Source organism: Agrobacterium sp. 22-223-1, from assembly GCF_053522385.1.
In genome coordinates this window covers 1327527-1349170 of record NZ_JBNWCN010000001.1, presented here as the reverse complement: position 1 = coordinate 1349170, position 21644 = coordinate 1327527, and the positions used below count along the sequence as shown (strand labels likewise).

General features: G+C 61.6%; 17 protein-coding genes. 7 read left to right on the top strand and 10 right to left on the bottom strand.

Translation table 11 applies throughout. The features are described from left to right. Window positions 1-6: 6 nt before the first annotated feature. The 3 genes from clpS to ACQZ60_RS06680 form a co-directional block, all read right to left on the bottom strand. A complete protein-coding gene (clpS, locus tag ACQZ60_RS06690; RefSeq protein WP_003521420.1) occupies window positions 7-363 on the bottom strand; it encodes an ATP-dependent Clp protease adapter ClpS in 357 nt (118 codons plus the stop codon). A 283-nt stretch (window positions 364-646) separates the two neighbouring features. Then, complete coding sequence (gene cckA, locus ACQZ60_RS06685; RefSeq protein ID WP_448734947.1) at window positions 647-3232, bottom strand: cell cycle histidine kinase CckA; 2586 nt, start codon at window positions 3230-3232, stop codon at window positions 647-649. Between the two features lie 174 nt (window positions 3233-3406). After that, a complete protein-coding gene (locus ACQZ60_RS06680; protein ID WP_448734946.1) occupies window positions 3407-3685 on the bottom strand; it encodes a hypothetical protein in 279 nt (92 codons plus the stop codon). A 235-nt stretch (window positions 3686-3920) separates the two neighbouring features. Here ACQZ60_RS06680 and ACQZ60_RS06675 point away from each other — a divergent pair, with 235 nt between their 5' ends. Beyond that, complete coding sequence (locus ACQZ60_RS06675; RefSeq protein ID WP_448734945.1) at window positions 3921-5171, top strand: flagellar biosynthetic protein FliO; 1251 nt, start codon at window positions 3921-3923, stop codon at window positions 5169-5171. Between the two features lie 109 nt (window positions 5172-5280). On the opposite strand, the gene dksA is transcribed toward ACQZ60_RS06675, so the two are convergent. After that, window positions 5281-5700, bottom strand: a complete 420-nt coding sequence (gene dksA, locus ACQZ60_RS06670; protein ID WP_003496274.1) for an RNA polymerase-binding protein DksA — start codon at window positions 5698-5700, stop codon at window positions 5281-5283. 302 nt (window positions 5701-6002) lie between these two features. Between dksA and ACQZ60_RS06665 the strand changes: the two genes are divergently transcribed. The 4 genes from ACQZ60_RS06665 to ACQZ60_RS06650 all read left to right on the top strand — a co-directional run bounded on the left by ACQZ60_RS06665 (window position 6003) and on the right by ACQZ60_RS06650 (window position 9853). After that, window positions 6003-6479, top strand: coding sequence for a SixA phosphatase family protein (locus ACQZ60_RS06665; protein WP_059753198.1), 477 nt, complete (start codon window positions 6003-6005; stop codon window positions 6477-6479). Between the two features lie 129 nt (window positions 6480-6608). After that, entirely contained in the window at window positions 6609-8087 is a 1479-nt protein-coding gene (locus ACQZ60_RS06660; RefSeq protein WP_448734944.1) for a YcjX family protein, read from the top strand. Next, window positions 8084-9163: a YcjF family protein gene (locus tag ACQZ60_RS06655; RefSeq protein ID WP_269830856.1), complete on the top strand. Its 1080-nt coding sequence runs from the start codon at window positions 8084-8086 to the stop codon at window positions 9161-9163. Before ACQZ60_RS06660 ends, ACQZ60_RS06655 begins: the two co-directional genes overlap by 4 nt. A 129-nt stretch (window positions 9164-9292) precedes the next feature. Continuing rightward, window positions 9293-9853, top strand: coding sequence for a hypothetical protein (locus tag ACQZ60_RS06650; RefSeq protein WP_003521427.1), 561 nt, complete (start codon window positions 9293-9295; stop codon window positions 9851-9853). Between the two features lie 14 nt (window positions 9854-9867). Here ACQZ60_RS06650 and folK read toward each other — a convergent pair whose 3' ends face one another. The 3 genes from folK to folP all read right to left on the bottom strand — a co-directional run bounded on the left by folK (window position 9868) and on the right by folP (window position 11617). Continuing rightward, entirely contained in the window at window positions 9868-10383 is a 516-nt protein-coding gene (gene folK, locus ACQZ60_RS06645; protein ID WP_448735321.1) for a 2-amino-4-hydroxy-6-hydroxymethyldihydropteridine diphosphokinase, read from the bottom strand. A 4-nt stretch (window positions 10384-10387) separates the two neighbouring features. Further along, window positions 10388-10753 carry a dihydroneopterin aldolase gene (gene folB / locus ACQZ60_RS06640; RefSeq protein ID WP_003502532.1) on the bottom strand — a complete coding sequence of 122 codons (366 nt, stop codon included), beginning with the start codon at window positions 10751-10753 and terminating at the stop codon, window positions 10388-10390. 78 nt (window positions 10754-10831) lie between these two features. After that, on the bottom strand, window positions 10832-11617 hold the full coding sequence (gene folP, locus ACQZ60_RS06635; protein ID WP_448734943.1) for a dihydropteroate synthase: 786 nt from the start codon (window positions 11615-11617) through the stop codon (window positions 10832-10834). A 179-nt stretch (window positions 11618-11796) separates the two neighbouring features. Between folP and ACQZ60_RS06630 the strand changes: the two genes are divergently transcribed. After that, entirely contained in the window at window positions 11797-12423 is a 627-nt protein-coding gene (locus ACQZ60_RS06630) for a DUF922 domain-containing Zn-dependent protease (protein WP_448734942.1), read from the top strand. A gap of 310 nt (window positions 12424-12733) precedes the next feature. Here the strand turns inward: ACQZ60_RS06630 and ACQZ60_RS06625 are convergent, their stop codons facing one another. Next, window positions 12734-13054 carry a 2Fe-2S iron-sulfur cluster-binding protein gene (locus ACQZ60_RS06625; RefSeq protein WP_003502527.1) on the bottom strand — a complete coding sequence of 107 codons (321 nt, stop codon included), beginning with the start codon at window positions 13052-13054 and terminating at the stop codon, window positions 12734-12736. Window positions 13055-13184: 130 nt separating this feature from the next. Then, a complete protein-coding gene (locus ACQZ60_RS06620) occupies window positions 13185-13553 on the bottom strand; it encodes an Hpt domain-containing protein (protein WP_448734941.1) in 369 nt (122 codons plus the stop codon). Between the two features lie 479 nt (window positions 13554-14032). Between ACQZ60_RS06620 and ACQZ60_RS06615 the strand changes: the two genes are divergently transcribed. Next, window positions 14033-20386, top strand: a complete 6354-nt coding sequence (locus ACQZ60_RS06615; protein WP_035260837.1) for an apolipoprotein A-IV repeat region-like domain-containing protein — start codon at window positions 14033-14035, stop codon at window positions 20384-20386. A gap of 113 nt (window positions 20387-20499) precedes the next feature. Here the strand turns inward: ACQZ60_RS06615 and ACQZ60_RS06610 are convergent, their stop codons facing one another. Beyond that, window positions 20500-21417: a PhzF family phenazine biosynthesis protein gene (locus ACQZ60_RS06610; protein WP_020810265.1), complete on the bottom strand. Its 918-nt coding sequence runs from the start codon at window positions 21415-21417 to the stop codon at window positions 20500-20502. Window positions 21418-21644 lie beyond the last annotated feature (227 nt).

The window sequence follows — 21644 nt, the reverse complement described above, 5'->3', positions numbered from 1 at the left end:
CGATCCTCATTTCTTTTCCATGACGCATTGCAGCGGATGCTGGTGCTGTCGGGCGAAATCCATGACCTGGCTTACTTTCGTCTCTGCGACCTCATATGTAAACACCCCGCATTCGCCCACGCCGTGCTGGTGCACGTGCAGCATGATGCGGGTTGCCGCTTCGCGATCCTTCTGGAAAAAACGCTCCAGAATGTGGATGACGAATTCCATGGGAGTGTAGTCGTCATTCAGTAAAAGAACACGGTACAAATTCGGTCTTTTTGTTTTTGGCTTGACGCGGGTGATAACAGACGTTCCGCGGTTGGTGCCGCCGCCGTCTTCCCCTTCGCCCTCGCCCTGCATGTAGATCGGCCTAGCGATCATCTTTCATCATTCTCCAAACCGTTCTCAAACCGACAGTTCTTTGCCAGGAGGGAGAACTTCGCCTCTTCATATCTAGGTCGTTAAGACGCGATTTTAAGCCCCTTGCGAAACGGTGCAATCACTATTGCGTTTGCCAAGAGGCAAACCTCGGGAAAAGTGCGGATATGGGGGCAACCGGGGCGCAGGAAGACACGGACCCGCAGTAGTGGCGCATTTTTCAGGCCGGATGCAAATGGATGCGACAGGTCGCGGCGCAGCCGAATCCGGTTCGCCGCCGCCGGCCTTATTCCTTGTCGTCAAGCATTTCGCGAACGGCGATGGCGAGCTGTTTGAGCGAGAAGGGTTTCGGCAGGAAACCGAACTTGGCGTCCGCCGGCAGGTTCTTTGCGAAGGCATCCTCGGCATAACCGGACACGAAGATGAATTTCAGGTCCGGATAGGATTTGCGCAGTTCTCTCAGCAGCGACGGACCGTCCATTTCCGGCATCACGACGTCGGAAACGACGATGTCGACCTTGCCTTCCAGTTCCTCCATCACCTCCAGGGCTTCGGTGCCGGAGCCGGCCTCGTGCACGGTGTAGCCGCGGGTTTCCAGCATGCGCTTGCCGCCGCGCCGCACCGCTTCCTCGTCCTCCACCAGAAGCACGACGGCGGATTTGCCGGTCAGGTCCAGCGGCTCTTCCTTCACCGGCTCGGCTGCGATGACCGGAGCAAGCGCCGCCTCGCCGGGCTGCCCGTTGCTCTGAGCGGCCTCCACCACATGGCGCGGCAGATAGATGCGGAAAGCGGTTCCCTTGCCCACTTCCGATTCGGGATAGATATAACCGCCCGACTGCTTGACGATGCCATAGACCATCGACAGGCCAAGGCCGGTGCCCTTACCAACTTCCTTGGTGGTGAAGAAGGGTTCGAAAATCTTGTCCATGATCTCGGGCGGAATACCCGTGCCGTTATCGGCAACTTCCACCATCACCATGTCCTCGGCCGGGAATTCCGGACGGCCAAGCGCTGCGATTTCCTTCGCGTCGACGTTGCGCGTCTTGATGGTGATCTTGCCGCCGTCGGGCATGGCGTCGCGTGCATTGACGCAGAGATTGATGAGCACCTGCTCGAATTGCGACAGATCCGTCTTCACCGGCCACAGATCGCGGCCGTAATCGACCTCCAGCTTGACATTGGTGCCGGAAATCAGCCTGTCCACCAGCATGCGCAGATCGCCGATCACATCCGTCAGGTTGAGGATGGCCGGACGCATGGTCTGCTTGCGCGAGAACGCCAGAAGCTGGCGCACCAGCACGGCCGCGCGGTTGGCGTTGCGCTTGATCTCCATGAGATCGGCGAAGCTCGGATCGGCAGGCCGCGCCTGTAGCAGAAGATGGTCCGACGACAGCAGGATGGCGGTCAACACATTGTTGAAATCGTGGGCGATACCGCCGGCGAGCGTGCCAACGGCATTCATCTTCTGCGTCTGCGCCATCTGGGTCTCGAGCGCCTTCTGCTCGGTCACCTCTATGGCATAGACGATAGCCACCTCTTCCGGAGCTTCATCGTCCTGATCGATGACGGCGTTGACGTAGAAGCGGAAATGCCGGCCCTCGTCGCTCGGGTGGCGGGAATCGAAAGGCGCGATATCGCCCTGACGGTCCTTGGCCTCGGCCAGCGCCTGCTCGAGCCGCGGTTTCTCATTGTCGTGGATAACCGTCTCAAGCGCCACGCCGCGATCGATATCGTCGCGTCCGACAACGCCGGAGAACAATTTCAGGAAAGGCGCGTTGATCCGCAGGATGCGGCCTTCGCCATCGAGCGAGGCAATCGCCATCGGCGTGTTGTTGAAAAAGCGGGTGAAACGCATGGCGGAGGAGGATTCCGTATCCTCCTGCCCCTTTGGGCGCATCAGGACGATGGTGCGGCTCTCGCCGGGCGCGCCATCTTTCGAGGTGACCTGATGCACGAGGCGGGCCGGCATGCTCTGGCCGTTCACCCGTCGCATGTCGAGATCGAGGATTTCAGTGCGCTTCGCCGTGCCCTGCGGATGCACCGATTCGATCAGCGCCATGCCCTCGCCGGCGACGATATCGGAAACGGTCATAGAACCGGGCGAAAACTGCGCCAGATCGATGCCGAGCCATTCCGACAGGGTGGCGTTCAGATAAACGATCTCGCCCTTGCGCCCGGCGGAAAAGAAACCGGCCGGGGCGTGATCGAGGTAATCGATGGCATTCTGCAATTCGCGGAAGAAGCGCTCCTGATCCTCGCGCTCGGGCGTGATATCGGCGATCTGGAAGACATGCAGCCCCTCGCCGCCCGCATCCTTCAGCACCCGGCCCTTCAGCCTGTACCAGTGCGGGCCCGTATTGGAATCCTCACCCAGCGGTTTGAGCAAGCGGAACTCTTCGTAGCCGTCGCGGCCTTCGCGCAGCACGTTGATGAGCCGGTAAAGCGCTTCGGTCGATTCCCGGCTGCGCGACAGGAGCGTTTCGAGACTCTGGATATCGCTCGCCTTGGTGGTGCCGCTCATCCGGCAATAGGTGGCGTTGGCATAGACCATATGCCCCTTGGCATCGGTGATCAGCGTGCCTTCGGGATGGGCCGAAAGAAACCGGCGGGCAAGCCCGTCGGATTGCGACTGCGGCATGACCTCGATGAAGCCGATGATCGACGAGACCAGAAAGAAGATACCCATCATGGCCAGCACGCCGAGAATGCCAAGCACGATTTCGTTTTCGAGCGAATCCTTGAAATAGACGAAGGCGGCAGCGGCGGCGATCAGAACCAGCGCCAGAAGCAGAATACGCAAGACCGTGCCGGAACGGGCACGCCTGTCCACCAGCGGAAGGTCGTTGTCGCTTGTCTCGCGCACCCGTGTCATCTTGGCCTCGCAGTCGTGCAGGTCGTCATTCGGTCAGCCCCATTTCCCTGACGGAATCGGGCAGCAAAATTTCTTGTAGCAACTCGCTTGACCGGCAAAAAGCTCCGCCAGGACACAAAGGCTTAAAAACGCACAGCGAAAACGGCCTGAAAGGTGTATAAAAGCCTTAAAAGACTACGGTCTGGTACAGGTCAGCTCCTTCACCTGACATTGAATGCGCGGCGCGGAACAGACGATCTTGCCGTCAGCGACTGTGCAAACCGAGCATCCGTCCGTGAAATCGACGCAGGAAGGATTGTCGCGCACGAACTCCGCCATGGTCGCGGCGTTATCCGGCACCTTGTCTTCGGCCCAGGCCATCGAATGTGGAAACGCGAAAAACGGTGGCAATAGCAAAACAACACGCATCAAATGCCGTGCGAGGGAGCCGTTAATGCGCAATGACCGGGACATTCCAGAACGCTCCTTCGGCAAAAGAATTGCAACCTTCACTGTCTTTCAGCATTGAAGGACGAGATATGGCGCTTTGGTGGCGTCGTTACGGTTGAGGCGGCAATCCTGTGGGGCGAAATGAATAAACCTTGTATCGCGCCCAAAAAAATCGTCTTTTCCTGCTTGACGTTCACTTTATAAGAACCACGGCAATATTAATTGCCCAAGAAACGAAAAAGCCAAAAAATCTGAAGGGATGATCTCCATGATGGAAGATTTTATCGGCGCTTATGGAAACCGTCTCATCGTCGCCGTCGTCGGTGTGGGTGTGGCCCTGCTTGTTCTGGCGATTGCGCTGTGGCTTCTGCGCAGGCGCAGCGGTTCTGCCCCCTTCATCCGGGGCGGGCGCAACCGGCAGCCGCGACTGCAGGTTCTCGATGCAACGGCCGTGGACGCACGCCGCCGTCTGGTGCTGGTGCGCCGCGACAATGTCGAGCATCTCGTCATGATCGGCGGTCCGACGGATATCGTCATCGAAAGCGGTATAGGCGCGATCCCCATTGTCAGGGACGTGCAGGAGCCGGAATTGAAGGCGTTGCCGCGCCAGGAAAGCGAGCAGAAGAGAGCCGAGCCGGCGATCCAGCAGGAACGTCGCCCCGCCCTGCCGCAACAGCAGCCCGTTGCGGCTGCGGCTCCCGTTTCCGCGCCTGAAGAACCCGTGAAGCAAGCACAGCGGCCGGAGCCGCCGGCATCTGTGCCCTCCCCGCGTCCAGCACCCGTTGCGGCGGCCGCCGCTCAGGTTCCGCCACGCCCATCGACCCCGCCGCAACCCGCACCCACGCCTGTAACGGCGCGCGAAACCGCGCCGCCGGCAAGACAGGCGACACCCGAGCGGGAGACAGCACGCCCCACGCCGCCGCCGATACCGGTTGCAACGGCTCCGGTCGCTGCCGTCTTGCCGATGGCGGCTGCGTCGCTCGACATGGCGGCGGCCCGAACGGAACCCAGGCGTGCCGAGCCCGTCGTGCCGGCTCCGGTACCGGTCGCACCGCCGATCCCTGCACAGGCACCCGCCGAGCCAAAGGCGGAAGAACGGACTGCGGAATTCGCCCCGCCGGTCTTTGCCGCGCGCGAACCGGTGATCGATCAGTCCATCGCCGCCGATTTTCTCGACGCTGCACGGGAGCGCGTTCTTCCCGACCTGAAGCCGGGACAGACAACGCCGCCCGCACCTTTCCCGCCCAAGCCTGAAAATCCGGCAGTGGCTTCCAACGATGCCGAGCCGAAATTTTCCGATGAGCTCGCCAGCGATTTCGAAAGCTTCCTCGAGGCGGAAATCGCCAAGAGCAAGGAGGCGGATAACGAACCGTCCGTCGTCCCTGTCGCGGAAAAGCAGATCAAGCCGCAGCCAGCTTCCCCGCCTGTCACCGGTGCTTCACCGGATGGAGACATGCAGAAGGAAATGGCGCGTATCTTCGGAGAGCTTTCCGTGACCCGCGACCGCTGACGCGCGCGGGTCTTCCGACCAGAAATTCGAAATAGAAAAAGGGCACGGAAGCGATTTCCGTGCCCTTATTATTTGTCATGCGATTTGCCTGCCTCTCGGCCGCAGCGCCTTATTCGTCGCGATAGACTTTTTCGCGACGCTCGTGACGCTCCTGCGCCTCGATGGAGAGCGTTGCAATCGGGCGGGCGTCCAGACGCTTGAGGCCGATAGGCTCACCCGTTTCCTCACAGTAACCGTAAGTGCCGTCTTCGATCCGCTGAAGAGCCGCATCGATCTTTGAAATCAGCTTGCGCTGACGGTCGCGAGCGCGAAGTTCGATCGCCCGGTCCGTTTCGGAAGAAGCCCGATCGGCGAGATCGGGGTGGTTGGCGCTTTCTTCGGCGAGATGTCCGAGGGTCTCGCGCGCTTCTCTCAGGATGTCATTTTTCCAGGCGACCAGCTTCGCGCGGAAGTAAGCCCGCTGGCTGGCATTCATGAACTCATCGTCTTCCGAGAGCACATATTTGCTAAGATCGATCTTCTCACTCAACGCGATTCTCCTCGAAGAACATCTCAATGCGGCGGTGTATACTCCAATGATAGTGGCCGATTCAAGTCTGCAGATCAGTTTTCAGGCATTTTTAAAACTGACACAAAAATCATCTAAATGACTAATTTTTATCCTTTATTCGTATTGAAGCGAACTCTTCTTCAATCACTTCAACGCGACTTACCAACAGGAAAGAGGACTTGCGGTCCTGCAACCCTATCCTGTAGCATTCAACCCGTGCCCTGACATTCGAACGCCGGTCCCCGCCCTTGACAGCATCTTCCCCGAGCCGAGTTTATCTTCTGCGCCACGCTAAGGCCGCCTGGGCGGCGCCGGGAGAACGGGATTTCGACCGGGGATTGAACGAAGCCGGTTTTGCCGAGGCGGAGGTCATCGCCGACCTTGCCGCCGACCGGCATTACCGCCCCGATCTGCTTCTGTCATCCACGGCCGCGCGCTGCCGGCAGACCACGCAGGCTTGGCAGCGTGCCTTCAACGAGGGCATAGACATCTTCTACGTCGATGAGATGTATAATGCGCGCAGCGAAACCTATCTTTCCCTCATCGCCGCGCAGGCGCAGGCGCAATCGGTGATGCTGGTGGGTCACAACCCCACCATGGAGGCGACGCTGGAAGCGATGATCGGCGAGGATTTGCTGCATGCCGCCCTGCCTTCGGGCTTTCCGACATCGGGCCTTGCGGTTCTCGACCATGATGACAGCGCCGCAAACGGTAAAAATAGCTGGCGGCTGGTCGATTTTCTCGCGCCGGGCAAATAATCGCTGCGGCCCTTCGTAAGAATTTTGCAAAGCCGCCCTGCTGAAAATCCGCTGGAGCGCTTCTTTTTTGGGCAGCCATACCTTCCTATATTGCAGCCGTGACCGTTAAACACAGCCAGGAAACTGCCATTGCCGCCTTCTCTTACGTCCCTGACAGACAGCGCGCTTATCGCATTCGATAATCTGGCCGACCGTGCGAGCAACCTCACCCACCCGACATTGCGGCTTGGCGTCACCGGCCTTTCGCGGGCGGGCAAGACGGTTTTCATCTCTTCCCTCGTCCACAATCTTCTCAATGGCGGCCGGCTGCCGCTGTTCGAGGCGATGCGGTCCGGACGCGTCTCGAATGTGCGGCTGGAGCCGCAGCCGGATGACGCCATTCCCCGTTTTCAATATGAGGATCATATTCAGGCGCTGGTGCGTGACCGGCTGTGGCCGGATTCGACACGGGCGATCTCGGAACTCAGGATAACGCTGGATTATCAGAGCGCCAGCGGCTGGGGCCGATGGTTTTCGGCCGGCAAGCTTTCCATCGATATTGTCGATTATCCCGGCGAATGGCTGCTCGACCTGCCACTTCTGTCGCAGGACTATAAACAGTTCAGCGACGCGACCGTCGCCCTTGCCGGAAGCGGCATCCGCGCCGAACTGGCGCAGGAATGGCTGGCGATCGCCTCTTCGCTCGACATCAACGCACCGGCCGACGAGATGACGGCCCGCCGTCTGGCCGAAAGTTTCGTGGCCTATCTGAAGGCCTGCAAATCCGACGAGAGGTCACTCTCGACCCTGCCGCCCGGCCGCTTCCTGATGCCCGGCGATCTGGAAGGATCGCCCGCGCTCACCTTCGCGCCCCTTCCCGGCCTGACGGATGAGAAAGCGCCCAAGGGCTCGCTGCGCGCCATGATGGAACGGCGCTATGACGCTTATAAATCGATTGTGGTCAAACCCTTCTTCCGCGAGCATTTCGCCCGTCTCGACCGGCAGATCGTTCTGATCGACACGTTGCAGGCGGTCAATCGCGGTCCTGAAGCCGTGCAGGATCTGGAGCGGGCGCTGGGTGATGTGCTTGCCTGTTTCCGCCCCGGCACCAACAGCCTGCTGTCGTCGCTGATCGGCCGGCGTATCGACAAGGTGCTGATCGCCGCCACCAAGGCCGATCACCTGCATCACGAAAGCCACGACCGGCTGGAGCGGCTGACCCGCCGTCTGGTGGACCGCGCCATCACTACTATCGGCATGAATGGCGCCGGCATCGAGGTCATGGCGCTCGCTTCCGTGCGCGCCACCAGAGAGGCAAGTGTGCGACAGGATGGCCACGAGCTGCCCGTCATCGTCGGCACGCCCATGGCCGGTGAAACCATCAATGGCGAGACCTTCGACGGCAATCGCAAGACGGCGATCTTTCCCGGCGATCTGCCTGAAGATCCCGAGCCGCTTTTCCGCAGCATCGACAGGGATGGCGACAAGGCGTCGCTGCCGGACGTCAATGTCGTGCGCTTCCGTCCGCCGAACATAGATGAGCCGGGCAGCGGCGGCATCAGGCTTTCCGTTCCCCATATCAGGCTCGACCGCGCCATGCAGTTCCTGTTCGGAGACAAGCTCGCATGAAGCTTCCCACACAAAACGATCCGCAGGCGCGCCGCCCGGCCGCTTTCACGCTCGAAACCGAAGAGACGGCACGACCGGCTGCCGCACAGAAACGCGCGCCGCGCAGCTTCGACGCCGAAATTTCGCTGACACCCGACGAGGACGATCCGTTTCTGGCGCCTGAGGAGATCGATGCCGCCGCCTTGCCGGTGGCGTCTCCGAAGAAAAGCCGCTTCTCCTTCGGCAAGCTTGCGCTTGGCGCGCTTGGCGTCTTGTTCTCGCTCGCCTTCGGGCTCTGGGCGGATCAGCTCATCCGCAACCTGTTCTCCCGTTCCGACTGGCTGGGTTACACGGCCACTACCGCTCTTATTGTGGCGCTTTTCGCCGTTCTCGTCCTCGTCGGCCGGGAAGTCTTCGGCATCATGCGGCTTAACGCCGTGCAATCCTTGAAGGCCGACGCCGAGACGGCGAGCCTCGACAAGAGCCCGAAACCCGCACGCGCCATCGTCACCCGCCTGAATGCCGTTCTCTCCCACCGGGCCGAAACGGCCAAGGGGCGTGCGGCGCTGAAGGAAACGGAAAACGATGTGATCGACGGCCCGCATCTGATCGAGCTTGCCGAACGCGAGTTGCTCGTTCCGCTCGACAGGCAGGCCCGCGCCCTCATTCTCAATTCGTCCAAGCGCGTCTCCGTCGTCACCGCCGTCAGCCCGCGCGCGGTGGTCGATCTCGCTTATGTGCTGTTTGAAGTGACGCGTCTGGTGCGCGCCATGGCGGAGCTTTATGGCGGCCGTCCCGGTACGCTCGGCATGCTGAAGCTCCTGCGCGATGTCGTCGCCCATCTTGCCGTCACGGGCTCGATCGCCGTTGGCGACGGGCTCGCCCAGCAGGTTCTCGGCCACGGTCTTGCCTCGAAACTCTCGGCGCGACTCGGCGAAGGCGTCATCAACGGCCTGATGACGGCGCGAATCGGCATTGCCGCGATGGATCTGTGCCGTCCGCTGCCGTTCAGGGCGGTGAAGCGGCCGGGGATCGGCGATTTCATGTCCGACCTCACACCCGATTTAAGCGGTGGAAAAACCGGTGAAAAAGCCTGATTGCTCGGGCCTGGGCGGTTCAAAAGGTTACGAACGAAGCCGCAAATGAGAGCGAAATAAACCAAGCATTAACCATTCCGCCGGTAGATTGCAGCCTATCGAACAGGCATCTTCGCCGGGGAAAGTATCATGTATTCGCGCTTCTTTTCGCTTGTGGGCGGGCTTGCCGCCATATTGTCCGTCAGCGGCGGTTTCGGCATGTCTGACGTCCATGCCGCATCGCGCGATCGCGACGACGTGTTCTTCCGCTCCGTGGCCGGTGTCTGGAAAGGCCCGGGCGAAATCGTCGCCGGCAAATACAAGGGCACGAAGTTCACCTGCGATCTGACGGGCGAGCCGCTCGACGACAAGCAGACCGGCATCAAGCTTGGCGGCACTTGCCGCGTCGGCGTCTTCAGCCAGCCCATGTCTGCCGTCATCAGCCAGAAGGGCAACTCTTACGAGGGCAAATTCCTCGACGGCGCCGAAGGCAAGGGACTGGACATCACCTCCGGACAGGTCAGCGGCGACAAGGTCGTCGTCGGCATCAACCGCGCCAAGCTCAACGGTGCAATGGTCGCCCGCGTCTCGAACGACAATTCGATGAACATCACCATTTCGGTGAAGGTCGCCGACCAGATGATCCCGGTCATCGGCGTGACGCTGGCGCGCGATATCGATCAGCTCGCCGTCGGTTCGATCAAGCCGTAAAAGCCATACTCTTCTCAGCCATCGCCAAGCGGGAGTGTCCACCACTCCCGTTTTTCGTTTGCGCTGACAATGCCCGTCTTGTCCGCCTGCTGAAGCCATTCCCGCACGGGCTTGCCCTTTACCTCAAGGTCGGGCGCGATATCGGCAAGCGGCATCAGCACGAAAGCGCGCTCCGTCATGCGTGGATGCGGCACCTCGATGCTTTCCGTAACGAGAGAATCATTCCCGTAGGTCAGCATATCGATATCGATGGTGCGCGGGCCCCAGCGCTCCGTGCGCACCCGCTTCATGCCCTTTTCGATGTCGAGGCATAATTGCAGCAGCGCAGGCGCTGAAAGCGAGGTTTCGACCAAAGCGCAGCAATTGAAGAAATCCGCCTGATCCGTCTTGCCCCAGGGCGGCGTGCGGTAAAGGTCGGACACGGCCAGCAGGCGGCAATCGTCACGCGCATCGAGTTCGCGCAGTGCCCTTGCCATGGCGGCGGCAGGATCGCCGATATTGCCGCCGAGCCCCAAAGCGGCGACGGTCATCTTTTCAGGCACGGTGTTCAACGCTCACCTGCGCATAATCGAGAATGCCGGGAACCGGCGCCGAAGGTTTGCGTACCGTGATCCTGAGCCAGACGATCTGCGGATAACGGGCGCGAAGCGCCTTGGCGATGTCGTTCGCCAGCGCCTCGATGAGATAACGGCGCTGGCCGACGACAATTTTTTCGATGACGGCGAAAGCCACGCCATAATCGACGGTGTTTTCGATATCGTCGGTTTCCAGCGCATCACCCGCCTCGACTTCCATCTCGGCATCGACGAAAAAGCGCTGGCCCAGCACCTCCTCCTGCTCGAGAAGACCATGACGGGCGAAAAAAGAACAGTTTTTCAGGATGATGGTATAGCGGCTCATCGCATCGCCTCCATGGCAGGACTGTTTCGCCGGCAAGCCGCACCATCTTCGGGACACGGCATTCCGGCACTCGTTGATCTACGCATCGGCCTTTGCCGACGTTTTGGCAAGAACCGCATCGGCGATTGCCAGCGCATCGCGGGTTGCGGCGACATTGTGCACGCGAAAAATCGAAGCGCCGGCAAGCCTCAGGATCGCGGTTGTCGCAGCCGTTCCGATATCGCGTTCATGGGCCGCATCCCGGCCCGTCAGCGACCCGATGAAACGCTTGCGCGACGTACCGGCGAGAACCGGCAGGCCGAAAGCGGCAAGTTCGCCGAAACGCGCGATCAGCGCGACATTTTCGCTCTCGTCCTTGGCGAAACCGAAACCGGGATCGAGCACGACGGCGTCACGGGCAATACCCGCATCCTCGGCGATCTCAAGCGAGCGATTGAGAAATTCGAACTGGTCGGCGATGACATCGGCAAGCTTCTGCCGGTCGCGGCCGGTATGCATGATGCACACGCCGGCGCGGGTGGCGGCGACCACGCCCGCCATCTCCGGATCTTTCTGCAGGCCGAAGACGTCGTTGACGATATGTGCGCCCGCCCCGACCGCCAGCCGCGCTGTCGAGGCGCGATAGGTATCGACGGAAATCAGCACATCCGTCTCGCGGCGCAATTTTTCGATGACGGGAAGCACCCGGTCCTGTTCCTCGGCCTCCGTTACTACGGCCGCACCCGGCCGGGTGGATTCGCCGCCGATATCGATGATGTCAGCGCCCTCCTCCACGCAGGTCAGCGCATGGGAAAAAGCTGCATCGACGGCGAGATAACGGCCGCCATCGGAAAAGGAATCGGGCGTTGCATTGACGATGGCCATAATACGGCCACGCCCATCAAGTTTCAGGGAGCGGCCATGGGCCGCTTGCCACGCGTTGCTGCCGGCTGTTATCACGTAACACGCGCCTTTCGGGAATAACGGAGTGTTATGCCAATTCTTATAAGTTCCGCTCCGCCTATGCAGCAAACCTTTTTCAAGTTCAACCGGAAGGCCGGGTCATGACCAAATCATCACGTGCTCTTTGCACCGCTCTTGCGGGTGCATTGGCCCTTTCCGTGCCCGGATCGGCTTTTTCCGAAACCATCGTCCGCAAGACCTATTCCTATTTTTCGATCAGCGGCAAAACCGCCGCAGACCTCGACCAGCAGCTTTCCAGGCACGGCCCGCTGACGCGCAATACCGGCGCGCGCCATCCCGGCGCCACCGAAATCAAATTCGGCGGCGAGCTCACCTATGTCGAGAAAAACGGCCTTTGCAGCGTCGGAACGGCCAAAGTGGTGCTGAATACCCGCATCCTCCTGCCGCAATGGAAAAACCGCCGCCGCACCACGGCGGAACTGGCCTTCATCTGGGATACGCTGCTTGCCGATATCAAGCGCCACGAGGAGCGCCACGCGGAAATCGCCCGCACCCATGCCCGCTCGCTTGAAAGACAGCTGACGTCGCTTCGCCCGCAGAAAAGCTGCGAGACGTTGCAGGAAATGGTCGGCAAGATCACCCAGACGGTGATGGACGAACACGACCGCGATCAGTTGCGCTTCGATGTGGTGGAATCGAAAAATTTCGACGCCCGCATGACACGGCTTTTGAAGAACCGGCTCGAGCAGGGCCAGAACCGCCGCTGACGGTCGCTGGACGTACCTCCCCCAAATCCAAACGAACAACATCGGACATGACGTAACGTCATGTCCGATATCACCCGTGAATTCTCGTCATGGTGCGGCCGGCAAGACTCATTGTAGCTTGTTCATACGGTTTGAAATGGTTGCGGCCCACGGCGGGTCCGACGGTTGCAACCGTCTCCGGTTCTCCCGGTGCGCGCTTGAGGGCTCGCAGGTGTTTCCTCCCTCGCCTGCATGCTGCGTACCCGCCTCGCCCCGCTCCCCGCTACCAGGTGAGCGGGGCTTTTTCTGCGTTTAGCAATGACGAAAGATTTCAGCCCTGACGTTCGGGAACATGAACGACGAGACCATCGAGCTCGTCGTTCATCTTGATCTGACAGGAAAGGCGCGAGGTGGGGCGCACGTCGAAGGCGAAGTCCAGCATATCCTCTTCCATCGGCTCCGGTCCGCCGACACGCTCCGCCCAGGCGTCGTCGACATAGACATGACAGGTCGCACAGGCACAGGCGCCGCCGCATTCCGCATCGATGCCGGGAATGGAGTTGCGCACCGCATTCTCCATGACGGTGGAGCCATTGCTCACGTCGAGTTCATGGGGCGTGCCGTCAAAGGCAACGATGGTCAGTTTTGTCATGCCGGAAATCCAAAATGTGATCTAAGAACTGTTCTAAACACATAGAAAGGCCGGTCCGCCTTGGCAACCCGCTTCAAGGGCGCGCAGACGCAACCGGCCTTGCAAAATGACAAATTTGATGCGTTACGCCTCAGCGGCAGAGCTTGAGGATGAAATTTTCGGCCTCGACGATGGTCGCCGCGAGTTTTGCTATCGCCGCGCTGTCATTGCCCTTATCCTCCACCACGGCTGCGGCCGCGGAAACCGCCAAGGCGCCGACGGCCTGCGCAGACCCCTTCAAACGATGGGCCGTCGCCATGACGGCCTTGTCGTCGGCGCCTGCCATTTCATGCAGCGCGGCGCGGGCGTTGCGACTGAAGAGTTGCAGCACTTCGATCTCCAGATCCTTGTCGCCCATCGTCTGCCGGGCGAGATGATCGAAATCGATCGGTTTTTTACCGGCGGCGGGCGCACCGCCGCAATTGTCGGGAGCTTCGAAAGCAATACTGACCGCTGCCATGGCTGAAATTCCTGTCTCGCCGTTTCCTGTTTCGTGTCACATCTGTGTCGTATTCACGCATCCGGGCCGCTGCTATCCGCTTAAATTACGGCGTGACGCGGGCGAAAATCTTCTGCTATGGTTAATTTATGTTAAACTTATGCGAAACAAGGCGTTCAGCGTGAAACTCAGGTTTAAAAACTGTTAAAAAGCCGACACTTCGCCACCGCCGCAAATCCGCATTAATTGTTTCGAACACCTAAATGTGTCACTACGGTACTGCCGTTCCCACGAGGCTTAAGCTCAAGCTTTGTTATTGCGGCACAGTGATGTAATTTCGCCCGAAAGCTGGACCACCAGCAATTCGGGATTTGGTAAATGGCGGAATTGTTCTCTCTTCAAGGGATAATGTTCCGCTGGCATGATGGCGGCAGTCCGCTTGCGGAACGCAAGTGGTCAACGGCATGAAGCCGGGCGTATGTGTAACGAGGCGTAACCGCATGGCGAATAACAAGATCAGCGACTCTGTCGACGAGACTGCATTTCAGGCGTTGGAAGACGCCCTGCAGCTTGGCGCTTTCGAAGAAAAGCCGGAGACGCGGAAAACTGCAGCGCCGAAGCAGCCGGAGGCCAGATTGAAGGAAGCAAGCAGACAGACCCCTGCTCCCGAGGCCGCCCGCGCGCCCGCAGAACAGACGCCCAGATCGCCCAATCTCGAAGCGGCCAATGACGGCTCCAAGCGCAGCCCGGCCATGATCCTGAAATCGCTGGAAGGCGGCTCCATCGGCGGCGCGCTGCGCAACGCCACGATCATGTCGGTCATCTGGGCGCTCGGCGGTCTTGGCATCGCACATCTTCTTTATGGCAACGCGCTGTGGAACATCGCCTCGCTGGCCGATCTCACCGCGATCCCCGGCCTGATGGCTATCGTCGTCGGCATCCTCGTTCCCATCATGCTGTTCTTCGCCTTTGCGATCATGATGGCGCGCGCCCGCGATCTGCGCAACGCCGCCCGCTCCATGGCCGAAGTCGCCCTTCGCCTTGCCGAGCCGGAAACGGTCGCGTCCGACCGCATCATGTCCGTCGGCCAGGCGGTTCGCCGTGAAGTCTCGGCCATGAATGACGGTATCGAGCGGACAATCGCCCGCGCGACGGAACTCGAAACCCTCGTGCATTCCGAGGTCAACGCGCTTGAGCGCAGCTATGCCGACAACGAATTGCGCGTGCGCAGCCTCGTGCAGGAACTGACCGCCGAGCGTGACGCCATCGTCAATCACGCCGAGCGCATCCGCTCCTCCATCGTCGGCGCCCAGGAACAGATCAAGGAAGAGCTTTCCATCGTCGGTGAAGAGCTCTCGATGCGGATCGCCACGACCGGCGAGGCTTTCGCCTCGATGATCGACACCCGCTCGGCCGCGCTTTTGGAAAAATCGCGCGCCTCGACCGAAGCGATGGGCAGCCTGATCGCCGCCAAGACGGAAAACCTGCTTCAGGCGCTGAGTTCCTCCGGCGCGACGCTGTCCAACGAATTCGACATGCGCCTGCACAACCTCACCTCGACGCTGGATGAGCGCGGTGAAGTCCTGCTCGAGCGTTTCGCGATCCATGCATCGACGCTGGATAGCGGTGCGGAAAGCCTCAATAGCGCGCTTGAAGAGCGCACCCGCCAGCTCAACGAAACGCTGTCCACGCGCACGCTCGAACTCAACCGCAATATCGACCGCGGCCAGCAGATCATCGGCGGTTCGCTGGATACCGTTCTCGACAAGCTGTCCACGACGCTTGAAGAAAAGGGTCTCTCCTTCCGCCAGAGCCTGCAGAGCACGGCGGACGATGCGATCATGGATCTCGATCTTCGCTCCGGCCTCTACGAAGAGCGGATGCAGGCGACGGTCGGCCAGGTCAACTCTGCCTTCGACGAGCATGTCGCGCAGTTCGCCAGCGCCTTCGACCAGCGCGCCGGCAGCCTCGACAGCAAGCTGATGGAAAGCCTCGCCCGCATCAACGAGACCGTTGCCGGCGGCTCCGAAGCGCTCGACACCATGCTGAGCGCCGGTCTGGAGCGCATCGGCACCACCATGACCGATCAATCGCTGGCGCTCGCAACCGCGCTCGGAACGGGTCAGGAAATGCTGGAAAGCGCCCTTGAAAGCCGGACGCAGGCCTTCAGCGACGCAATTGGCCAGCGTACCGCCGAAATCACCGATGCCTTCACCAGTTCGCACGAGAAGATCGACGCCGTGCTGGCGGAACGCAGCAATGCCCTGTTCGGCGCGCTTTCGGCCAGCCAGAACCGTTTCGACGAAGCGCTCGCCAGCCGTTCGATGGCGATTACCGGCTCCGTCTCCGGCACGGCCGAACGTCTCGCCGCCATGCTCGACGAACGTGCCGCCGCGATCAACAACGTCGTCGCCGATGTCGAGCGCCGTCTTGCCGAAACGCTCGAAACCCGGGCGGCGGCCATCACCGGCGCGGTTTCCGGCATCGAAGACCGCATTTCCGACACGCTGGAAAGCCGCACGGCTGCCCTGCATGACGTCGTCTCCGGCGCGGAGAGCCGTATCGCCGAAACCCTGGATGGTCGCACTGCCGCGCTTTCCAGCGCCATTTCCGGCGTCGAGGAACGCATCGCCGACACGATGGACAGCCGCACGCTGTCGCTCGACATGACCTTTGCCAATGTCGAGGAAAGACTTTCCGAGACGCTCGACAACCGCACCTCTGCCCTCACCGGCATTGTCGCAAGTGCTGAGGAAAAGATTGCCGGCGCGCTCGACAGCCGCACGGCCACCTTCGGAGACGTGGTCGCCGGTGCTGAAACCCGTATCGCGGAAACGCTGGACGGCCGCACCGCAGCCCTCAACGCCGTTGTCTCCGGTGCTGAAGAACGCATCGCCGATGCGCTCGACAGCCGTACCATGGCGCTCGACATGGCATTCTCCGGCGCGGAAGAAAAAATCACCGAAGCGCTCGACACCCGCACCGCAGCCCTTGGCGAACTGGTGGCCGGCGCCGAGACCCGCATCGCCGGGGCGCTCGACAGCCGAACCGAGTCGCTGAAGACCGTCGTTTCCGGCGCGGAAGAGCGGATCACCGACGTGCTCGACAGCCGCACCATGGCGCTCGACATGAGCTTCTCCGGTGTCGAGGAAAAGATCGCCGATATTCTCGACGGTCGCACCATAGCCCTGCACAATGCCGTTTCCGGTGTCGAAGACCGCATTGCCGGCGCGCTCGACAGCCGTACTGCGGCCCTGTCGGGCATCGTCTCCGGTGCGGAGGAGCGCATCGCAGACGCGCTCGACAGCCGCACCATGGCGCTCGACATGGCGATTTCCGGCGTCGAGGACCGTATTGCCGAGGCTATGGATGCCAGAGCATCGTCGCTTTCGCTTGCCGCAGCCGGTGTCGGCCAGCGCCTCGAAGCCACCGCATTCACGCTCGAAAACGCGCTTGCCAGCGGCCATGAGCGGCTCGAAACCATGCTCGGTTCGCAGGCTGAACGCATTGCCGGATCGCTGGAGCGCAATAGCGGCCTGATCGAGCAGAGCGTCTCGGGTGCGGCCAACCGCATCGAAAGCGTTGTCGAAGACGGCAGCACCCGTTTTGCCCAGACGGTGGAAGAAGGTGTGTCCCGCCTCGAAAGCAATCTGTCGCAATCGCATGAGGATATTCGCACCGCGCTCGATCAGCGCCAGGCGGATCTTGCCGCGACGCTCAGCTCCGCCACGACCCAGATGGGCGACATGCTCTCCGAACAGGCGATGATGATCGGCACCACGGTCGCCTCCAGCGCCAGCATGCTCGAACTGTCTCTCGAAACCCAGCAGGAAACGCTGCAGAAGGCGATCGACGGCAGCGCGCAGACGCTGGAAGAGCGCCTGCGCAACAGCGCCGGCGACATCGCCGTCAAGATCGGCGAAGCCGCCCGCGAAATCGGCGGCGCGACGGATGCCCTGTCCTTGAAAATCGAGACCTCCATCGGCAATGTCACCACCCGTCTCGACGAGACCGGCGCCCGTATCGAGACCTCGCTCGATACGCTGCAGGCACGCGTCGGCGGCGATCTGGCCAATGTAAACACCTCGATCGAGGATGCCGGCCGCCGCTTTGCCGAAGCGCTGGAAGACAAGACGGCTGTGTTCGCCCGCGCCAGCGACGAGGCGGCCGAGCGTATCACCGGCATTCTGGACGAACAGACCACGCGTGTCGCGGACACGTTCGAAAACCGGACCAGCCGTCTGGCAGAGACCTTCGAAACCGGCACTGCCCGCATCGATGAACGCCTCGGCACCATGGACCGGGCGTTGACCATCGGCCTTGAAAACGTCAACCGCACCATTGAAGGCAAGGCGAGCGATCTCGCCGTCAGCCTGCGCGGCGCGGTCACCTCCGCCACCCAGAGCATCGGCGAAGAAGCCGTGCGCTCCACCTCCCTTCTCGCCAAGTCCGGTTCCGAATTCGCCGAACAGGTGCAGGCGCAGAACGAGGCCTTCACCAAGGCCATCGAGGAACGCTCCGGCGAGATCGTCAACCGCATTTCGGATGCGCAGACGCGCCTTTCCGGTCAGGCCGCCGCCGTCGCCCAGACCTTCTCCGAGGCAGGCAACATCATCGTCAACAAGGTTGCCGAGGCTGAAGCCGTCGTCCGCTCTCAGGTCGGCGTCATTTCCGAGACGCTCACGGGTGTCGAATCCGCCCTCGACGCCCGCGGTGAATCCATCCGCTCGGCGCTGGACAACCGCACCCGCGAACTCAACTCGATGCTGGCCAGCCGCTCCGCCGAGCTTTCGCGCCTGATCGAGGAGAAAGCCAAGCCTGTCGTCGACGAATATGCCACCATCGGCCGCGAAGCCGCCGAAAAGATCGTTTCCGCAGCCCAGCAGAGCGCAGACCTTCTGTCGCAGAGTAACAGCGGCATGGTCGGGATGGTGGAACAGGCGATCAGCGATTATGCCGCTGCCGGAACGGATGCGGCAAGCAAGCTCGTCGCAGCCACCCGCCAGAGCACCGACATGCTGTCGGAAACGCATACGGCCATGGCGGACGCCGTCGAACAGGGCATCGACAAATATGCCCGCGCCGGCAGCGATGCGGCCAACAAGCTGGTGGCCGCCACCCGCCAGAGCACGGATATGCTGTCGCAGACCCATAACAGCATGGCGGAAATCGTCGAACAGTCGGCAACCAACTTCAACTCCGCTGTCGAGCGCGCCGCACAGGGCTTCGGCGCGGCAGACGAGGCATTGAACGCCTCGGCGACCCGCTTCTCCGAATCCGCCTCGCAGGCCGCCGACATGGTGTCCAGCTCCAGCCGTCTGCTCGAAGGAAAGATCGACCGCCTGTCGAATATTTCCGGCCAGACGCTGGCGCAGGTTGCCGGCATCGTCGGCCGTTTCGAGGAACATTCGAAGGTGCTGAGCCAGGCTTCCGAGCTCCTCAATGCCGCACAGTCGAGCCTCGTCGGCACGCTGGAGGAGCGCCAGGACGCGCTGCGCAGCCTGTCCGTCGGCCTCGTCAAGCGTTCCGAGGAAATCGAAAGCGCCATGCGCAACGTCATCGGCGTGGTGGAAACCACGCTCAACGAGGCCGAGGAGCGTTCGCAGAACGTTGCCGGCAATCTGCGCGACAATCTGCAGGCCTCCTTCTCCGATATCGGCCGTTCGCTCGATGAGACCGAACAGCGCGCCCGCTCGGCGGCACAGACCATGCGGGGCGCTCTGCTCTCCGCCGGTCAGGATGCCAGCCGCTCGATTGAAAGCACGCTCTCCGACGCGCAGAAATATTCCGACGAGCTGGTCAACCGCCTGCGTGGCGGTGTCGAATCCTCGCTTTCGGAAGTCGACAATCTTCTCGGCAGCGCCTCGGAAAAATCGAACGCCGCCGCAGCCAGCCTCAAGGAGACGCTGCGTCAGGCCGTGGAAGAAGCCGTCAGCCGCTTCGCCGGCGCGACGGACGAAATCCGCCGCTCCAGCCACGATATCCGTCGCGAACTGGATGCGACCCGTGCGGAACTGAAACGTGGCGCCTTCGACCTGCCGGAAGAGGCCAAGGAAAGCGCTGCCGCCATGCGTCGCGCCGTTTCCGAACAGATCAAGGCCCTGCAGGATATTTCCCAGCTCGTTGGTCGTTCGACCCACCAGATGGAAGTCTCCGAACCGGTTGCCCGCGCCATCGCCGCAACCCAGCCGGCGGCCGAGCGCCGTGTCGAGACGCGTCCGCAACCGGCAGCCCCGGCTCCGGTTCAGCAGCAGCGCCCGGCCCAGCCGCAGCCTGCTCCCGCACCGGCCGCATTGCGCGGCACCCTGCCGCTTGAGAACCGTCAGGTCGAGAACCGTCAGGCGCCTGCCCCGGCCCAGCCGGGTGCTCCGGCCGGACGCCGCGAAGAAGGCGGCGGCTGGATCAGCGATTTGCTGCGCGGCGCATCGCAGGAAACGCCAGCGGCGTCCGCACCTCGCGCCGGCGCGGAACAGCAGCCGACCCGTGCCGCCGACACCCGCAATCCGCGCCACATGGTGGAATCGCTGAACTCGCTCTCGGTCGACATCGCCCGCGCCATCGATCACGACGCCTCCGTGGAGCTGTGGCGGCGTTACCAGCGCGGCGAGCGCGACGTCTTCACCCGTCGCCTCTATACGCTGAAGGGTCAGACGACCTTTGACGAAATCAAGCGTAAATATGAGCGGGAAGCGGAATTCCGCACCGCCGTGGACCGCTACATCACCGATTTCGAGAAGCTGCTTGCCGACGTGGCCCGCACCGACCGCGACCGGACCGTGACACAATCCTACCTCACCTCCGATACCGGCAAGGTCTATACGATGCTTGCCCATGCGGCGGGCCGGTTCAACTGAGCCGATTGACGCTGAAATGACAAAACCCCGGTCAAGACCGGGGTTTTTCTTTTGGCTCTGCTCGCTGTTTTATCGCTCTTCGACGACATCGAACTGAGCGGGTGACGCTGAAATCAAATCTCGAACGTGCCCGAGGCAACGCGCACCGCGTGGCCGCCGATGCGGGCGCGGGCGATTTCGCCGTCCTTGATGTCCATACGCAAATGGATATGGGACGGTCGTTCCATCTCCACGCCCTGCTCGATGAGCAGCGGATAATGGCCGTCGGTCAGGCCGTCGAAATGGTGGATGGCGCCGGAAAGGGCGGCGGCGGCGGAACCGGTGGCGGGGTCTTCCGAAATGCCCATATCCGGAGAGAACATGCGGGCGTGGAACTTCGCCGCGTGATTGACGCCGCCGCGACAGTAGATATAGGCCGCCGCCAGGCGTCCTTCGACCAGCGGCGCGGTGCGTAGCCACAGATTGGCATCGAAATCCATGTCCCTGATGGCGGCGATATTGTGCAGCGGTACGATGAGGAACGGTACCCCGGCCGTCCAGATCGACGGTACATGGTTTTCAAAGCCGAGATGCGCCTCGCTGACGCCCAACGCATCGGCAAGCGCGGTGTGATCGAGCGGTAGTTCCACGCGAGACGATTTGCGCGGCAGGTCGAATTCCGCGAAGCTGACCGCGCCGGCACGCATCTTCACCGCGCAACGCACCGGACCCACCTGCTCTTCCAGCACGCAGACCATATCGATATCGTCATCGCCCTCGCCGCGATTTCGCTCGGCGATGGCGACCGCCGCGCCGACTGTCGGATGGCCGGCGAAGGGCAATTCACCCGATGGCGTGAAGATGCGCAGCGAAGCCGCATGGGCCGGATTGCTGGACCGGTTGACGAAAACCGTCTCGGAGAGGTTCATTTCCCGCGCGATCGCTTGCATCGTGGCCTGGGGAAGATCGTCGGCGTCATACATGACCGCCAGCGGGTTTCCCGCCATTTTCGTCTCGGTAAAGACATCGTAGATATCGTAGTTCAGCGCCACATCCGTCTCCTGCCACTCGTCATTCCGACTGCCTTGGCAAACTGCATCAGGCCGTCCCGCATCGCAACCCTTGTCGGCGGGCGCAAATCAAGAAGCTGTGGACCGGAGCGGTGCGGTCCGCCGTCAGGGAACGCCTGCGTCTTCGAAAGGCCTTGTCGCCAGCCGCCGTCTTCATGTACCAAGGGTGCGTCTGGCGGCTTGTTATCGACCTTCCTGTCGAGGTTTAA

What these genes read in the sequence shown, in the direction of transcription:
- clpS (WP_003521420.1), bottom strand. Translation starts at nt 363, where the DNA reads ATGATCGCTAGGCCGATCTACATGCAGGGCGAGGGCGAAGGGGAAGAC.
- cckA (WP_448734947.1), bottom strand. Translation starts at nt 3,232, where the DNA reads ATGACACGGGTGCGCGAGACAAGCGACAACGACCTTCCGCTGGTGGAC.
- ACQZ60_RS06680 (WP_448734946.1), bottom strand. Translation starts at nt 3,685, where the DNA reads ATGTCCCGGTCATTGCGCATTAACGGCTCCCTCGCACGGCATTTGATG.
- ACQZ60_RS06675 (WP_448734945.1), top strand. Translation starts at nt 3,921, where the DNA reads ATGATCTCCATGATGGAAGATTTTATCGGCGCTTATGGAAACCGTCTC.
- ACQZ60_RS06655 (WP_269830856.1), top strand. Translation starts at nt 8,084, where the DNA reads ATGAAGCTTCCCACACAAAACGATCCGCAGGCGCGCCGCCCGGCCGCT.
- ACQZ60_RS06650 (WP_003521427.1), top strand. Translation starts at nt 9,293, where the DNA reads ATGTATTCGCGCTTCTTTTCGCTTGTGGGCGGGCTTGCCGCCATATTG.
- folK (WP_448735321.1), bottom strand. Translation starts at nt 10,383, where the DNA reads ATGACCGTCGCCGCTTTGGGGCTCGGCGGCAATATCGGCGATCCTGCC.
- folB (WP_003502532.1), bottom strand. Translation starts at nt 10,753, where the DNA reads ATGAGCCGCTATACCATCATCCTGAAAAACTGTTCTTTTTTCGCCCGT.
- folP (WP_448734943.1), bottom strand. Translation starts at nt 11,617, where the DNA reads ATGGCCATCGTCAATGCAACGCCCGATTCCTTTTCCGATGGCGGCCGT.
- ACQZ60_RS06630 (WP_448734942.1), top strand. Translation starts at nt 11,797, where the DNA reads ATGACCAAATCATCACGTGCTCTTTGCACCGCTCTTGCGGGTGCATTG.
- ACQZ60_RS06625 (WP_003502527.1), bottom strand. Translation starts at nt 13,054, where the DNA reads ATGACAAAACTGACCATCGTTGCCTTTGACGGCACGCCCCATGAACTC.
- ACQZ60_RS06620 (WP_448734941.1), bottom strand. Translation starts at nt 13,553, where the DNA reads ATGGCAGCGGTCAGTATTGCTTTCGAAGCTCCCGACAATTGCGGCGGT.
- ACQZ60_RS06615 (WP_035260837.1), top strand. Translation starts at nt 14,033, where the DNA reads ATGGCGAATAACAAGATCAGCGACTCTGTCGACGAGACTGCATTTCAG.